Here is a 15,477-nt window from a genome sequence, read left to right on the forward strand (position 1 = left end):
CGGCGTCTCCCTTTCCTGACGCTGCCGTATCGCGACTTCCTGGTTCCGCAAGAATTATTCGTCGCGCTTTTGGACATTCTTTATTCGAGGATGGCGTCGGTTCCGGCGCCTCAATGACATCATGACTCGTTTTCGTATCGACCTGCGCGGCGGGGCGTTCCGCAGCGTTCTCGGATTCACCTTCCGGCACTGGCAACGTCAGCCGGTGCGGCTCGCCATCATTTCGGCCGCCGTGCTGGTCTCGACCATGGCCGACGTGCTGACCCCGCTCTATTCCGGGCGCCTGATCGACGCCGTCGCCAGCGGCGCGGCCAGCGATGCGGTCGCCTGGAATGCTGCCATGGCTGCGTTCTTGACGCTTTTGGCGCTGGCTGCCGGCTCGCTGGTGTTCCGCCACATCGCCTTCAGCGGCATCATCGAGCTCACCTTGAAGATGATGTCGGACATCGCGTCCGATGCGTTCCACCGCGTTCAGCGCTTCTCCACCGACTGGCATGCCAACAGCTTCGCCGGTTCGACGGTGCGCAAGGTCACGCGCGGCATGTGGGCGCTCGACCTGCTCAACGACACGCTGCTGGTGGCATTGCTGCCGTCGGTGGTCATGCTGGTCGGCTCGACCGTCCTGCTGGGATGGCACTGGCCGATGATGGGGCTCATCATCGCCGTCGGCTCGCTCCTGTTCATCGGCCAGACGGTGATGATGTCGCTCGGCTTCGTCGCGCCGGCCGCCAGCCTCGCCAACAGCTGGGACACGCGGCTCGGCGGCTCGTTGGCCGATGCCGTCAGCTGCAACTCGGTGGTCAAGGCATTCGGCGCCGAAGAGCGTGAGGAGGCGCGGCTCGCCAGGGTCATCGGCAAGTGGCGGCACCGGACGGCCCGCACCTGGATGCGCGGCACCTTCAACGGGACGGCGCAGAACGTCACCCTGGCGGTGCTTCGTGCAGCGATCATCGGCTTTGCGCTCTATCTCTGGTCGAGCGGACAGGCGAGCGCGGGCGACCTGGCCTTCGTGCTGACCTCGTTCTTCCTGCTGCAGGGCTACCTGCGGGATGTCGGAATGCACATCCGCAACCTGCAGCGTTCGGTCAACGACATGGAGGAACTGGTCGACATCCAGGCGCAGCCGCTGGGCGTCGCCGACCGCGCCGGTGCGGAGCCGATCCAAATCCGCGACGGCGGCATCGAGTTCGATCACGTGACCTTCCACTACGGCAACCATGCCTTGCCGCTCTACCGGGACTTCTCCGTGAAGATCCGGCCGGGCGAGCGCGTCGGCCTGGTGGGGCACTCGGGCTCGGGCAAGACGACCTTCGTCAAGCTCGTCCAGCGCCTCTACGACGTGAGCGAGGGGCGGATCCTGATCGACGGGCAGGACATTGCCCAGGCCAGTCAGTCGTCGCTGCGTTCTCAGATCGCGATCGTGCAGCAGGAGCCGATCCTGTTCCATCGCTCGCTGGCCGAGAACATCGCCTATGGCCGGCCCGGCGCGTCCCAGGCTCAAATCGAGCACGCGGCGAAGCTTGCCAGTGCGCATGACTTCATCAAGCGGCTGCCCAAGGGCTACGGCACGCTGGTGGGCGAGCGCGGCGTCAAGCTGTCGGGCGGCGAGCGCCAGCGTGTGGCGATCGCGCGCGCCTTCCTGGCCGACGCGCCGATCCTGATCCTGGACGAGGCCACGTCGAGCCTCGATTCGGAATCGGAGGTGCTGATCCAGGAGGCGATGGAGCGGCTGATGGTGGGGCGCACGACGCTGATCATCGCGCACCGGCTGTCGACGGTGCGGGCGCTCGACCGGCTGCTCGTCTTCGACCGCGGCAAGATCGTGGAAGAAGGCCGGCACGAAGCGCTCGTCCGCCTCGATGGCGGCATCTATCGCCGCCTGTTCGAGCGCCAAGCCCTGGAACTCACCAAGGGCCTCGTCTGACGCCTCATGGGCCGCGAGCGATTGCGGCCCATTTGTTGTTTCGCCGGTTATATTTAGCCCCTTTGGTCAGCTTCCATTCGGCGAGGCCTTGCTTTATCTCTGGATGCACGCGGCGGGGGCGCTGCCTTGTCAATGTGAAAGCCATCCGCTACGCCCCGAACATGACAGTCACCGTTCGCTTTGCTCCTTCGCCCACCGGCCGCATCCATATCGGCAATGCGCGCACGGCCCTTTTCAACTGGCTGTTCGCCCTCAGGAACCGGGGCCGGTTCATCCAGCGGTTCGACGACACGGACACGGAGCGCTCGCGCCAGGAATTCGCCGACTCGATCCTCTACGATCTGCATTGGCTCGGCATCTTCCCCGACCAGACCGAGTACCAGTCGCGCCGCTTTGCGAGCTACGACGCCGCCGTCGAGACGTTGAAGGCCGCGGGCCTGCTCTATCCCTGCTACGAGACGGCGGAGGAACTCGACCTGCGCCGCAAGGTGCGGCGCACGCGCGGCATGCCGCCCGTCTATGGGCGCGAGGCGCTGAAACTGACCGACGACGAGCGCGCTGCCCTGGATCAGGATGGCCGCAGGCCGCATTGGCGCTTCCTGCTGCCCAACTTCGTTTCGGATCCATTCGAGTCCGAGCGGACGGAAGTCCATTGGAACGACCTCGTTCGCGGCGAGGAGACGGTCGATCTGGCGTCGCTGTCGGATCCCGTGCTGGTGCGCGAGGACGGCACTTACCTCTACACGCTGCCGTCGGTGGTGGACGACATCGAAATGGGTGTCACGCACATCATCCGGGGCGACGACCATGTAACCAACACGGGCGTCCAGATCGCGCTGTTCAAGGCGCTCGGCGCCGAGCCCCCGGTCTTCGGGCACCACAACCTTTTGACGACAGCGTCGGGCGAGGGACTTTCCAAGCGTACCGGCGCGCTGTCGATCGAAAGCCTGCGCGACGGTGGCATCGAGCCGATGTCGGTGGCGTCGCTCGCGGTTCTGGTGGGCACGTCCGAGAACGTGGCGGCAGCCACCAACCTTTCGGAACTCGCCGAGAAATTCGATCCGGCATCGACTTCAAAGTCTGCCGCCAAGTTCGATCCCGACGAACTCGTCGTGCTCAACCGTGCGCTGCTGCATCACATGCCGTTCGCCGAGGTGCGCGACCGGCTGATGCTGCTCGGCATCAGCGGCGAGCATGCGGAGACGTTCTGGGTGGCCGTGCGCGGCAATCTCGACAGGCTCAGCGACGCGGGCACATGGTGGCGCATCCTCCGCGATGGACCGCAGCAGGCGGCGGAACTGCCCGAGGAGGACCGCGAATTCGTCGGCCAGGCGTTCGATCTGCTGCCCGAAGAGCCATGGGACGGCGATGTCTGGAAGGACTGGACCGCCAAGGTGCGGAAGGCGACCGGCCGCAAGGGCAAGGCCCTGTTCATGCCGCTGCGGTTGGCGCTCACTGGACTGGAGTCGGGACCGGAACTCGCAGATCTGTTGCCCCTGGTGGGTCGGGAAGGAACTTTGGCCCGACGACCCTGACCTTGCGGTCCGGATCGGGCCTGGCTGCCGGCGTCGCCGGCATCGGCTTTTCTGCGTCGACTGGCGCCTTGTTCGATTGCGGGATCGGCCGGCCTTCACCCGCGAGGATCGAGAAGCTGCTGTCCTGCCTGGCGTTGCAGCCGCAATCCGGCGTGCGCGGCAGGCCGGTCCGTTTGTACCGATAGGCCGATGGCAGCTCGCGGTAGGGTTCGGCCGTCCGTGCGGACACCATGTCTTCCTGCGCTTCGCCGTCGGCGAGATGATAGAACAGCTCGGTGCCCGGGCACGCCGCCTCGCACCTCTTCTGGTCGCGCTCGAAGTCGGAAAGCGCTGCGCCGTTCGACATCGGGAAAAAATAGCCGTCGCAGGTTCGGACGCAGAGTGTGCGAAATTCGCCGCCGCCCGATCCTTCGCCTTTGCCGATGACGATCCGCTTGGGATAGCGACCGTCGTCCGCCGCGTCCCGGCTTGCCCCGCCGCGGATGATCGTGCCGCCCAAAACCTCCTCGAACAGGTCCTGGTCGCTCGCACCTGCCTCGGCATCCGGTTCCTGCCGGGGGCAGTCATTGGCGGCGAGCGCGTCCAGCAGCCTTGCCCGCTCGCGCGTCTCGGAAAGCTCGGCCAGCCGGCTCTCCAGGTCTTCGAGATTGCGGGCCATCTCGTCGATCTTGGCGTTCAGGCCCGCGCATTCGGCGATCATCTCGCCGGCGATCGCCCGGTCGCAGCCGAAATCGGCGGCCTCGCCGCGGGCCAGGTCGATCTCGCTGCGCTGGATTTCCGCCGCTTCCCGGTATCGTGCCGCCTCCGGCGAACCTTCTTCCGACAACCGCGCCAACTCCGCCTGCAACTGTCGGCAAAGACGCGACGCCGCAACCGCGCCGTCGGCCGCGAGCAGGGCCAACGCCATACCGGCGAAGGCCGCCAACAGGCGGCCGCCAGGGCGTTCCTTGTTATCGCATCGCCAATACATGCCACCAGCCGCTGTTGCAGCCAAAGGCTAGCCTCGACCCGTTAACCGTTCCTTGGGGCCGCGCTCGAGTTCCAGATGCTCTACGCCTGAGCCCGCTGCGAGGCCTCGACCACGGCCAGCGCCGTCATGTTGACGATGCCGCGCGAGGTGACCGAAGGCGTCAGGATGTGCGCCGGCTGGGCCGTTCCGAGCAGGATCGGCCCGACATGGAGCGCGTCCATCATCGTCTTGACCGTGGTGAGCGCGATGTTGGCGGCGTCGAGGTTCGGGAACACCAGGAGGTTGGCTTCGCCCTTCAGGCTCGAATGCGGGTAGACGCGGTGGCGCAGCGCTTCGGAAAGTGCCGAATCGCCGTGCATTTCGCCGTCACTGGCAAGCTCCGGGGCGAGGCGCTTCAGGATCGCCGCAGCCTCCCGCATCTTCAGTGCGCCGGCCGATTCGCGCGAGCCGAAGTTCGAATGCGACAGCAATGCCGCCTTCGGTTCGATGCCGAAGCGGCGGATCTCGTCGGCCGCCAGCATGGTCATTTCGGCGATCTCCTCCGCGGTGGGATCGATCGTCACATAGGTGTCGGTGAAGAACAGCACGCCGCGCTGGGTGATCAGCATCGACAGGGCCGAGAGGTCGCGGTCCTTGACGCCCTCGCGCACGCCGACGATCAGCTGGACGTTGCGCAGGTGGCGCTCGAAGCGGCCCTCCAGGCCGCAGATCATGGCGTCGGCGTCGCCGCGCTTGAGCGCAATCGCGGCGATCACCGTATTGTTGGTGCGCACCATGGTGCGGGCCGCCTCCGGCGTGATGCCCCGCCGGCCGCCGAGTTCGATCAGGTGGTCGACATAGTGGCGGTAGCGAGGATCGTCCTCGGGATTGATGACCTCGAAGTCGATGCCCGGGCGGATGCGCAGGCCATAGCGCTTCGAGCGCACCTCGATGACATGCGGGCGCCCGATGAGGATGGGCTTGGCCAGGTTCTCCTCGATCACGACCTGGGCCGCACGCAGCACGCGCTCGTCCTCGCCATCGGCATAGATGACCCGCTTGGCCGCCGCCTGCTTGGCGTTGGAGAAGATCGGCTTCATCACCAGGCCGGAGCGGAAGACGAAGCGGTTGAGCTTGTCGACATAGGCGGTGAAATCGGTGATCGGCCGGCTGGCCACGCCGCTGTCGCAGGCCGCCTTGGCGACGGCGGGCGCGATACGCAGGATGAGCCGCGGGTCAAAGGGCGAGGGGATAAGGAAATCGGGCCCGAAGGTCGGCGTCTCGCCGGAATAGGCGCGGGCGGCGACGTCGGACGGCTCTTCGCGGGCAAGGGCTGCGATCGCCCGCACCGCCGCCATCTTCATTTCCTCGTTGATCGCGCGTGCGCCGCAGTCGAGCGCGCCGCGGAAGATGTAGGGGAAGCAGAGCACGTTGTTGACCTGGTTCGGGAAATCCGAACGGCCGGTGCAGATCATCGCGTCGGGACGCGCCGCGCGCGCCTCTTCCGGCATGATCTCCGGCTTCGGGTTGGCGAGCGCCAGGATCAGCGGCCTTTCCGCCATCTCCGTGAGAAGTTCGGGCTTAAGCACGCCCGCCGCGGACAGGCCGAGGAACACGTCGGCGCCGCCGATGACGTCGGCGAGGGTGCGCGCGTTGGTGTCCTTGACGTAGGGATCCTTCCAGCGGTCCATCTCGTCTGTCCGCCCCTTGTAGGCGACGCCGAAGCGGTCGGTGACCCAGATGTTCTCGACCTTGGCGCCGAGCGAGACCAGGAGATTGAGGCAGGCGAGCGCCGCCGCGCCCGCGCCCGACGTCACGATCTTGACGTCCTCGATCTTCTTGCCGGCGAGTTCGAGGCCGTTGAGAACCGCGGCCGCGACGATGATGGCGGTTCCGTGCTGGTCGTCGTGGAAGACGGGGATGTCCATCCTGGCCTTGAGCTGGGCCTCGACCTCGAAGCACTCGGGCGCCTTGATGTCCTCGAGATTGATGCCGCCGAAGGTCGGCTCGAGCGCGGCGATGGTGCTGACCATCTGGTCGATCTCGGGTGCATCGATCTCGATGTCGAAGACGTCGATGCCGGCGAACTTCTTGAACAGAACGGCCTTGCCTTCCATGACCGGCTTGGAGGCCAGTGGGCCAATGTTGCCGAGGCCGAGCACGGCGGTGCCGTTGGAGATCACGGCGACCAGGTTGGCACGGCCGGTATAGTCGGCGGCAGTCTCGGGATCGTCCTTGATGGCGAGGCAGGGAGCGGCGACGCCGGGCGAATAGGCGAGGGCCAGGTCGCGCTGGTTGCCGAGCGGCTTCGTGGCCTGGATCTCCAGCTTTCCCGGGACGGGGCTCTTGTGGAAGAAGAGCGCGGCCTGGTCGAGGTCCGACAGCGGCTCCTTCTTCTTGTCGTCCCCGGCCATGTCCAGCTCCTTCAAAATTAGTTTCAAAGGCCGTTATTAGCACGGCCTGCGCAATTTTCGAGGCATCAACGGCCAAATGGACGTTGAATCACTTTCAAAAGCCGGAAGTGCAATCATTCCAGCTACTTGTGGGCGGCGGTTGAAATGCAGATTCGGTCTTTTGTGAGGCTGAGCGGGCGCAGCGCGTCCATGGGACGCGCAGGCTGACCTGTTCATAGGGTGGTCCAGGCGCCGCGAAGGCTAGAAGGAACTCACATAGAGCCCGCCGTCGACCGGTATGTTCTGCCCGGTCATGTAACCCGCGTGGACAGAACACAGGAAGGCGCAGATCTGGCCGAACTCCTCCGGCGTGCCGAGCCGGCCGGCGGGGACGCCGGCGCCGAGGCGGGCGCGCCTCGCGGCACCTTCCGCTGGGTCCTCGATGCTTCCCGGTTCGTGCGGGCCGCGCAGGCGGTCGGTGTCGAGCTTGCCAGGCAGCATGTTGTTGATGGTGACGTTCCGGTCGGCGACCGTACGCGCCACGCCGGCTAGGAAAGCCGTCAGGCCTGCACGCGCGCCGGACGACAGGTCGAGGCCGGGAATTGGCGTATAGACCGACAGCGAGGTGATGTTGACGATGCGGCCGAAGCCGCGCGTGGCCATGCCGTCGATCACCGCTTTGATGAGTTCGATCGGCGTGACCATGTTGTTGGTGACGCCGGCGAGGATCTTCTCGCGGTCGAGTTCGCGGAAATCGCGATAGGGCGGACCGCCGTTGTTGTTGACCAGGATATCGGGTTCAGGGCAGGCGGCGAGCAGCGCTTTCTGCACCGCCGGCTCCGAGATGTCGCCGACGATCTCGGTTACCTGTACCCCGTAGCGCTGGCGGATTTCGGTGGCGGTGCGGCTGAGGGCGCGGGCGTCGCGACCGTTGAGGAAAAGCTCGCAGCCGGCCTCCGCCAGCGCCATGGCGCAACCCTTGCCGAGACCCTTGCTCGAAGCGCAGACGATAGCCTTCTTCCCGCGGATGCCGAGATCCATGATGCGTTCTCCTGTCGGTGGTGGCGCAGCCTAGAACCGCCGCGCCCGAGCCGCAACCGTCATACGCCTGTTGCATGAATCTGGGCATAGCCACGGCAAAAGCAACGGGTCGAATGCCATGTCCGGCACGAGCACACGCAATTTCCGCACGCTGTTCATCTCCGACGTGCACCTGGGGTCGAAGGCCGCGAAGGCCGAATTCCTCATCGACTTCCTGCGCCATCACGAGGCCGAGAAGATCTTCCTGGTCGGCGACATCGTCGACGGCTGGCGCCTGCGCCGGCAGTGGCACTGGCCGCAGCTTCACAACGACGTTGTCCAGAAGCTGCTGCGCCAGGCGCGCAAGGGAACCGAGATCACCTACATCGCCGGCAACCACGACGAATTCGCCCGCAATTTCCAGGGCGTGCATTTCGGCGGCATCGTCGTCGCCGACCGCGCCATCCACGAGGCCGCCGACGGCAAGCGCTTCCTCGTCATCCATGGCGACCAGTTCGATGCCGTCGTCCAGAATGCGCGCTGGCTCGCCTATCTCGGCGACTTCGCCTACGACGCGGCGATGGCGACGAACCGCGTGGTGGCGCGCTTCCGCCGTACCTTCGGCATGCCCTATTGGTCGTTCTCTTCCTGGGCCAAGGTGAAGGTGAAGAAGGCGGTGAACTTCATCGGTGCCTTCCAGCAGGTCCTGACCGAGGAAGCCCGGCGCTCGGAAGTGGAGGGCGTCATCTGCGGCCATATCCACCACCCCGCGATCGAGGATTTCGATGGCATCCAGTACATCAACACCGGCGATTGGGTGGAAAACTGCACCGCCGTGGCCGAGAATTTCGACGGCAGCTTCGTCATCCTGCGCTGGCCGCATGTGATGGCGGGCAGGCTGGTGAACGAGCCCTTCGTGCCGGTGGCGATCGATCAGGCGGTCGGCAAGGCGGCCTGATCGGACCCTTCCATGTGCGATCCAACCCATAGGTCGCGTCGCTGGCGCGAGGGGCCTGGCCATGCCGCAATCGAGGCGGCACCGGTCGGCCTGCTGGTGCGACGGCACTCGACTCGCCTAGGTGCCTGCGAACGACCGTCCGGCGAGATGACGAGCCCGCGGCGCAGGGCGCGTGGCCCAATCCTTGCGCCCAAGTCGACAGCTTCCGCGCGACGGGCACCCGTGATAATGGATCGGGCAAATCGGTGAGGCTTGCATGGTTCGGGTCTGCACCCGGACCGAATGCCCGCCATGACCCTTCCGCCGCTCACGCCCGAACAGCAGATCAAGCCGCGCCGCTTCGAGCTGCGCATATCGCTGCTCTTCGCGGCGCTCTTCGTCCCCATGGGCGTGCATCTGCCCTATTTTCCGCTTTGGCTCGAGGCCAAGGGGTTCGATCCGGAGCAGATCGCCGTCATTTTGTCGGCGCCGATGTTCCTCCGCGTCATCACCACGCCGCTGATCGCCGCGATGGCCGATCGGGCGAAGGACCGCGCCAATGTGTTCCTGGTCCTGGCCGTCTCGTCGCTGTTGCTGTCGCTCGGCTATTTCCTCGAGCCGACCTATTTCGTCGTGCTCGCGGTCTCGCTGGCCTTGTCCGTCGTCTGGACGCCGCACGCGCCTATCGCCGATTCGCTGGCCCTGTCGGGCGTGCGCCGCTACGGCTCGGACTATGCGGCGATGCGCATCTGGGGCTCCATCGCTTTTCTCGGCGGCAGCCTCGGAGCGGGGTTCATCCTGTCTTTGACCGGAGCCGACGCCGTTCCCGCCATCATCACCGTCGGGCTGCTCGGCTGTTTCCTGATGTCGTTCGTCACGCCGCGCCTCGGCAGGCCGAGACGCGCCTCGCCGCTGTCGGCCACCGACTTGCAGCAGCAGGCGCCCAAGTTGTTCAACCGCTATTTCCTGCTCATGGCTGGCGGCACCGGCGTCATCATCGCCAGCCACGGTTTTCTGTACGGATTCGTATCGATCTACTGGAAGTCGCTCGGCATCAACGAGACCGTGGTCGGGCTGCTGTGGAGCTGGGGCGTCGCTGCCGAGATCGTCATGTTCATGCTCTTCGCCCGGCTGTTCGGCGGACGCTCGACCGCGTTCGTGCTCGTGCTGGCCGGCGTGGGCGCGATATTGCGCTGGCTCGCCTATCCGCTGATCTGGCCGCTGGGGCTCGGCGTTGCAGGCTTCTTCGCCGTGCAAAGCCTGCATGCGCTGTCCACCGCCCTGGTGCTGATCGGCGTGCAGAAGCTGATCGCCGAGTCCGTGCCCGAGGAAAAGACGGGTGCCGCGCAGGGCGTCGCCTATTTCACCAACGGCATGTCGATGGCGGTGGTGACCTTGATTTCCGGACCGCTCTACGATCGCTTCGGCGCCAACGGCTTCTTCTTCATGGCAGGCGTCGCCGCCTTCGCCATCGGCCTGGTCTTGCTCGGGTCTCGTTCAGCCCCAAAGCTCGGGCGAGGGCGGAGCTACCACTGAGCCCTCGTAGGCGAGGCCGGGCTGGCGGTCCCGCGCCAGCAGCAGCGGCCCGTCGAGGTCGACGAATTCCGCGTCCTGGGCAAGCAGCACCGCGGGCGCCATGGCGAGCGACGTGCCTACCATGCAGCCGACCATCAGCTGGAAGCCGAGCGCGCGGGCACGGTCGCGCAGCTCCAGTGCGGCGGTGAGTCCACCCGCCTTGTCGAGCTTGATGTTGATGGCGTCGTAGCGGTCGCGCAGGGCGTCGAGGTCTGCGGCGACATGCACGCTTTCATCGGCGCAGATCGGCACGGGATGGGGTATCCGGGCCAGGATCTCATCGGCGCCGGCGGGCAGGGGCTGCTCGATCAGGGCGATGCCCAGTTCGGCGGCAAGCGCGAGGTTCCCGGCGACATTGGCTTCGGTCCAGCCCTCGTTGGCGTCGAGGATGATGCGGCTGTTCGGCGCGGCCTGGGTGACCGCGCGGATGCGGGCGATGTCGTTGTCGCCGCCGATCTTGACCTTGAGCAGCGGCCGGGCGGCGTTGGCGCGTGCCTGTGCCGCCATCGCCTCCGGCTCGGCGAGCGACAGCGTGTAGGCCGTCTCCAGCGACCTTGGTTCGGCCGGACCGAGCTTCGCGGCGGCAGGGATGCCGCTGGTCTTCGCTTCCAGGTCCCAGAGAGCGCAGTCGACCGCATTGCGGGCGGCGCCGGCCGGCATGAGCTCGAGCAGGTCGGCGCGGGAGGCGCCTGCCTCGATCGCCCGCCGGGCCAGTTCGATCGCCGCGCGCACGCTCTCCATCGTCTCGCCGTAGCGCTTGTAGGGCACGCACTCGCCGCGGCCGAGGCGGCCTGATTCGGCGATCGTGCAGGTGATTACGTCGGCCTCGGTCTTCGATCCGCGGGAAATGGTGAAGGTTCCAGCAATAGGGAAGCTCTCCGCGGCGACTGAAAGGACACGAGACATGAAAAACTGCTCCGCAAGGATGCCGGTTCTGAGGTGCATAAATCGACATGCCGCAGCCGACGCGTTAAGTAGTGTGCCATGTTGACCATCGGCAAACGGGAAGCAAGCAGCGGGGCGACCGGCGACAGCAACCACCGACCGCAGGTTGCGGTGGCGGCGCGCGACGGCGTGCTGGCTTGCGTCTTCACGGGCATCTGGACGACCCGTACCGTGGCCTTAGTCGACGCCGAGATGCGCAAGATCGAGGCGCGCACGGGGTTTAGGGCCCTGGCGCTCGACCTCGCCGGCATCGAAAAGATGGACACCGCCGGTGCCTGGATCATCGACAGGCTGGTCAGCGCCAACGAAAGGAAGGGCGTGCGCGTCAGCGTCGAAGGGCGCAGCGAAGCGGCTGATATCCTTCTGGGCGCGGTCGGCGAGGCGGCGCGCCGCGAGGCCGCCAGGGCCGAGGCGGAAAACCCCAACATCGCCATCCGCTTCCTGGAGACCATCGGACGACGCGTCTACGAGATGCGCGACGATTTTTTCGCTGCGATGAACATCCTGGGCGCAACCATCCGCGGCGCCCAGATGAAGCTTGGCCGGGGCCATGCGGTCAATCCCGCGGCGATCTTCCACCAGGTCGACCGCATGGGCGTCGGCGCCATCCCCGTCGTCCTGCTGATGTCGACGATCGTCGGTGCGATCGTCGCCCAGCAGGGCGCGTTCCAGCTCAGCTATTTCGGCGCCGACATCTTCGTCGTCGACCTCATCGGCGTGCTGGTGCTGCGCGAACTCGGCGTGCTGATGACGGCGATCATGATCGCCGGCCGTTCCGGCAGCGCGATCACCGCCGAGATCGGCTCGATGAAGATGCGCGAGGAGGTGGACGCGCTCACTGTCATCGGCCTCAATCCCATCGGCGTGCTGGTCTTCCCGCGCCTGGTCGCGCTCGTCGTCGCGCTGCCGTGCCTTTCCATCCTCGCCAACTTTGCAGCGCTCGGCGGCGGCATGGCCACGGCCTGGTTCTATTCAGATATTCCTCCGGCCGCCTTCATCGAGCGTCTGCGCGTTGCCATCGACCTCAGCACCATTTTCGCAGGCCTGATCAAGGCACCGTTCATGGCGCTGATCATCGGCACCATCGCCTCTGTCGAGGGCCTGAAGGTCGGCGGCAGCGCCGAGTCGCTCGGGCGCCACGTCACCGCCTCGGTGGTCAAGGCCATCTTCGTGGTCATCATCCTCGATGGCCTGTTTGCCATGTTCTACGCCGCGATCGACTTCTGACATGGGCAGCAGGACCAATACCATCCACGCCGAGATCCAGGATCCCGGGAGCAAGGGCGAGGTGCTGCTTTCGGTGCGCGACCTCACGGTCGCGTTCGGCGACAACGTCATTCTCGACAAGCTGTCGCTCGAAATCCGGAGGGGGGAGATCCTCGGCTTTGTGGGCGCGTCCGGATCGGGCAAGTCGGTGCTGCTGCGTACCATCCTCGGCCTGATCCGCAAGCAGTCGGGAACGATCAGGCTGTTCGGGGTCGATCTGGAGAAGGCCAACGAGCTGGAAAGGCTGAGGATCGACATGCGGCTCGGCGTCCTGTTCCAGCACGGGGCGCTGTTTTCGGCGCTGACCGTGCTCGAGAACGTGCAGGTTCCGATGCGCGAGTACCTCGACCTGCCGCGAAAGCTCATGGACGAGCTCGCCAGGCTCAAGATCGACCTGGTCGGGCTGCCGCCGGATGCCGCCGACAAATATCCCTCGGAACTGTCGGGCGGCATGATCAAGCGCGCCGCGCTCGCCCGGGCGCTGGCGCTCGACCCCGACATCGTGTTCCTCGACGAGCCGACTTCGGGTCTCGACCCGATCGGCGCTGCCGAGTTCGACGAACTGGTCGCCAAGATGCGCGACACCATGGGGCTCACCGTCTACATGGTCACCCACGACCTCGACAGCCTGTTTTCGGTGTGCGACCGCGTCGCCGTGCTCGGTAACAAGAAGGTGCTCGTCGAAGGAACGATCGATGACATGCTGAAGAGCGACGAGCCGTGGGTTAAGTCGTACTTCCGTGGAAAGCGTGCCCGCCAGCTTGATCTTGCGGCCAGGGTAGAGATGGAATGATGTGATGGAGACTCGGGCCAACTACGTCATCGTCGGCATCTTCACACTGGTCGCGATCCTGGCTGCCTTTGCCTTCGTCTACTGGACGGCTGCCATCGGCGAGCGCGGCGAGACGGCGATGCTGCGCGTACGCATTCCCGGTTCCGCCTCCGGCCTCAGCCGCGGCAGCTTCGTGCTGTTCAATGGCGTCAAGGTCGGCGACGTCCGGCGGGTCTATCTCGACGTCACCAATCCGCGCGTGGCGATCGCCGATGCCGAGATCGACAGGCTGACGCCGATCACGCAGTCGACGCAGGCCGATATCGGCCTGGCCGGCCTCACCGGCCAGGCGAACATCGAGCTCAAGGGCGCCGACGTCAACGAGCCGAACCTGCTCGACCAGGCCGAGGCCGAAGGCACGACCGCCGAGATCGTCGCCAACCCCTCGGCCGTCACCAATCTGCTGCAGACCGCGCAGGACATCTTCAAGCGTGCGGACACGGTGCTGACCAATCTCGAAGGGTTCACCAACGACGTCCGCGGCCCACTGACCGAGACGGTTACAAACGCGCAGAAATTCTCGCAGTCGCTGGCGCGCAATTCGGAAGGCGTCGACAAGTTTCTGGCGAGCGTGAGCGCGCTCTCGGAGGAACTGGCAGGCGTTTCGGGCAAGCTCGACGGCACCATCGAGGCCGCCGAAAGCCTCCTCAAGTCGGTGGACCGGGACAAGGTCAAGACCATCGTCGCCAACGTCGAGACCTTCACCACCAAGCTCGGCGAGCAGAGCGACCAGATCGACGACGTCGTCAAGGGCGTGAACACCGCCGTCGCGTCGATCAACGACTTCGCCCAGAAAACCCAGCAGACGCTCACCAAGCTCGACGGAGCGCTCGAAGGCGTCGATGGGGCCACCGTGCGCGAGTCGCTCGAAAACATCCGCAAGGCCAGCGAGAACGCCGACAAGGTGGCGGCCGACATCGCCAAGGTCACCGACAAATTCGGCAACCGGGCTGAAGACATCGACCAGATCGTCACAGATGCCAAGGAACTGGCCTCGCGGCTCAACCAGGCCTCCACGCGGGTCGACGGCGTGCTGGCCAAGGTCGACAAGCTCCTCGGCACCGGCGAGGCCGAGGGCGTCATGTCCGATGCGAGCGAAACACTGAAGGCCTTCAAGCAGGTCGCAGACACGCTCAATGCCCGGCTCGGCACGATCACCGATGGCCTCGCCCGCTTCTCCGGCCAGGGCTTACGCGACGTCGAGGCGCTGGTCCAGGACAGCCGGCGTTCGGTCACCCGCATCGAAGAGGCGATCACCGACCTGCAGCGCAATCCGCAACGCATCATCACCGGAGGCGAAGGCACCGTACGCGAGTTCGACGGACGGGTGCGTCGTTGACATCGCCGGCCCGTCGCAGCATGACACGTCTGGAGGGTGGTTCGCGCATTACGCGAGTGAGTCGTGTCCGGGGACAACACGTGAAAGCTGGTGGAACTTCAACGCTGCTTGCTGCGGCCATGCTGGCGCTGTCGGGCTGCGCCTCGCTTCTCGTCAGCACGCCGCCGCCGCTCGACACCTTTGAGCTTTCCGCGCCGGCCGTCGACGGCCGCGATGGCCAGAGCCGCCGCCAGATCCTCATTGCCGAACCGTCGGCGCTGAAGGCGCTCGACGGCGAGCGCATCGTCATCAAGCCGGCACCCGGCTCCATCCAGTTCCTCAAGGGCGCGCAGTGGTCCGACCGTCTGCCGCGCATCGTCCAGGCCCGGCTGGCGGAGACGTTCCAGCGCGCCGGCGGCTTCATAGGCATCGGCAAGCCCGGCGAAGGGCTGGCGATCGACTACCAGGTCATCGTGGAGATCCGCAGCTTCGAAATCAGGGTCGGCGGCGGCGAGCGCTCCGATGTCGACCTGTTCGTCCGGCTGCTCAACGATCGCAACGGCCAGGTGCGCGCCTCGCGCGTGTTCACGGCCGGCGTCCCGGTTTCGGGGGCGGGCAACGACGCTTATGTCGCCGCCCTCGACGCCGCCTTCGGGCAGGCCGCGGCCGAAATCGTCAAATGGACGGAATCGCTGATCTGAACAGGTCAGCAAGGGAGTAGGGAGGTAGGGCAGTAGGTGCCTGACGTGGCAATTCCACTCGCCTTGCTCGTGGTTCGATCCT

At 66.0% G+C, this 15,477-nt stretch carries 12 protein-coding genes; 8 read left to right on the forward strand and 4 right to left on the reverse strand.

What is annotated here, in order from left to right:
- Positions 1–121: 121 nt before the first annotated feature.
- Both PV773_RS05110 and gltX read left to right on the forward strand, forming a co-directional pair.
- The gene (locus PV773_RS05110) at positions 122–1,924 is read left to right on the forward strand and encodes an ABC transporter ATP-binding protein (RefSeq protein ID WP_347965299.1); all 1,803 of its coding nucleotides are present in this window, start codon (positions 122–124) and stop codon (positions 1,922–1,924) included.
- A gap of 161 nt (positions 1,925–2,085) precedes the next feature.
- The gene (gene gltX, locus PV773_RS05115; protein ID WP_347965300.1) at positions 2,086–3,459 is read left to right on the forward strand and encodes a glutamate--tRNA ligase; all 1,374 of its coding nucleotides are present in this window, start codon (positions 2,086–2,088) and stop codon (positions 3,457–3,459) included.
- On the opposite strand, the gene PV773_RS05120 is transcribed toward gltX, so the two are convergent.
- The 3 genes from PV773_RS05120 to PV773_RS05130 form a co-directional block, all read right to left on the reverse strand.
- Entirely contained in the window at positions 3,377–4,285 is a 909-nt protein-coding gene (locus tag PV773_RS05120) for a DUF2865 domain-containing protein (protein WP_347965301.1), read from the reverse strand. The genes gltX and PV773_RS05120 overlap by 83 nt on opposite strands.
- 224 nt (positions 4,286–4,509) lie before the next feature.
- Positions 4,510–6,822 carry an NADP-dependent malic enzyme gene (locus PV773_RS05125; RefSeq protein ID WP_347965302.1) on the reverse strand — a complete coding sequence of 771 codons (2,313 nt, stop codon included), beginning with the start codon at positions 6,820–6,822 and terminating at the stop codon, positions 4,510–4,512.
- Positions 6,823–7,062: 240 nt separating this feature from the next.
- Positions 7,063–7,842, reverse strand: a complete 780-nt coding sequence (locus PV773_RS05130; protein WP_347965303.1) for an SDR family oxidoreductase — start codon at positions 7,840–7,842, stop codon at positions 7,063–7,065.
- Positions 7,843–7,960: 118 nt separating this feature from the next.
- On the opposite strand from PV773_RS05130, the gene PV773_RS05135 reads away from it, so the two are divergent.
- Both PV773_RS05135 and PV773_RS05140 read left to right on the forward strand, forming a co-directional pair.
- Complete coding sequence (locus tag PV773_RS05135; protein WP_340039051.1) at positions 7,961–8,779, forward strand: UDP-2,3-diacylglucosamine diphosphatase; 819 nt, start codon at positions 7,961–7,963, stop codon at positions 8,777–8,779.
- 291 nt (positions 8,780–9,070) lie between these two features.
- Positions 9,071–10,294 (forward strand): MFS transporter, encoded by a 1,224-nt coding sequence (locus PV773_RS05140; RefSeq protein WP_347965304.1) that lies wholly within the window; start codon positions 9,071–9,073, stop codon positions 10,292–10,294.
- On the opposite strand, the gene dgcA is transcribed toward PV773_RS05140, so the two are convergent.
- On the reverse strand, positions 10,256–11,239 hold the full coding sequence (gene dgcA / locus PV773_RS05145) for an N-acetyl-D-Glu racemase DgcA (RefSeq protein WP_347965305.1): 984 nt from the start codon (positions 11,237–11,239) through the stop codon (positions 10,256–10,258). The two genes, PV773_RS05140 and dgcA, sit on opposite strands and share 39 nt — an antisense overlap.
- 78 nt (positions 11,240–11,317) lie before the next feature.
- Between dgcA and PV773_RS05150 the strand changes: the two genes are divergently transcribed.
- The 4 genes from PV773_RS05150 to PV773_RS05165 all read left to right on the forward strand — a co-directional run bounded on the left by PV773_RS05150 (position 11,318) and on the right by PV773_RS05165 (position 15,395).
- Complete coding sequence (locus tag PV773_RS05150; protein WP_347965306.1) at positions 11,318–12,505, forward strand: ABC transporter permease; 1,188 nt, start codon at positions 11,318–11,320, stop codon at positions 12,503–12,505.
- Between the two features lies 1 nt (position 12,506).
- Complete coding sequence (locus tag PV773_RS05155) at positions 12,507–13,337, forward strand: ABC transporter ATP-binding protein (RefSeq protein ID WP_347965307.1); 831 nt, start codon at positions 12,507–12,509, stop codon at positions 13,335–13,337.
- 4 nt (positions 13,338–13,341) lie between these two features.
- Positions 13,342–14,715, forward strand: coding sequence for an MlaD family protein (locus PV773_RS05160; protein ID WP_347965308.1), 1,374 nt, complete (start codon positions 13,342–13,344; stop codon positions 14,713–14,715).
- A 119-nt stretch (positions 14,716–14,834) separates the two neighbouring features.
- Positions 14,835–15,395 (forward strand): ABC-type transport auxiliary lipoprotein family protein, encoded by a 561-nt coding sequence (locus PV773_RS05165; protein WP_347965431.1) that lies wholly within the window; start codon positions 14,835–14,837, stop codon positions 15,393–15,395.
- Positions 15,396–15,477 lie beyond the last annotated feature (82 nt).

It is taken from the genome of Mesorhizobium sp. CC13 (assembly GCF_039907765.1).
Lineage (GTDB): Bacteria > Pseudomonadota > Alphaproteobacteria > Rhizobiales > Rhizobiaceae > Aminobacter.

Excerpts from the sequence above, each read along its gene's own strand:
- PV773_RS05125 (WP_347965302.1), bottom strand. The coding sequence starts at position 6,822 with ATGGCCGGGGACGACAAGAAGAAGGAGCCGCTGTCGGACCTCGACCAG.
- PV773_RS05130 (WP_347965303.1), bottom strand. The coding sequence starts at position 7,842 with ATGGATCTCGGCATCCGCGGGAAGAAGGCTATCGTCTGCGCTTCGAGC.
- PV773_RS05140 (WP_347965304.1), top strand. The coding sequence starts at position 9,071 with ATGACCCTTCCGCCGCTCACGCCCGAACAGCAGATCAAGCCGCGCCGC.
- PV773_RS05155 (WP_347965307.1), top strand. The coding sequence starts at position 12,507 with ATGGGCAGCAGGACCAATACCATCCACGCCGAGATCCAGGATCCCGGG.
- PV773_RS05165 (WP_347965431.1), top strand. The coding sequence starts at position 14,835 with ATGCTGGCGCTGTCGGGCTGCGCCTCGCTTCTCGTCAGCACGCCGCCG.
- dgcA (WP_347965305.1), bottom strand. The coding sequence starts at position 11,239 with ATGTCTCGTGTCCTTTCAGTCGCCGCGGAGAGCTTCCCTATTGCTGGA.
- PV773_RS05110 (WP_347965299.1), top strand. The coding sequence starts at position 122 with ATGACTCGTTTTCGTATCGACCTGCGCGGCGGGGCGTTCCGCAGCGTT.
- PV773_RS05160 (WP_347965308.1), top strand. The coding sequence starts at position 13,342 with ATGGAGACTCGGGCCAACTACGTCATCGTCGGCATCTTCACACTGGTC.
- PV773_RS05135 (WP_340039051.1), top strand. The coding sequence starts at position 7,961 with ATGTCCGGCACGAGCACACGCAATTTCCGCACGCTGTTCATCTCCGAC.
- PV773_RS05150 (WP_347965306.1), top strand. The coding sequence starts at position 11,318 with ATGTTGACCATCGGCAAACGGGAAGCAAGCAGCGGGGCGACCGGCGAC.
- gltX (WP_347965300.1), top strand. The coding sequence starts at position 2,086 with ATGACAGTCACCGTTCGCTTTGCTCCTTCGCCCACCGGCCGCATCCAT.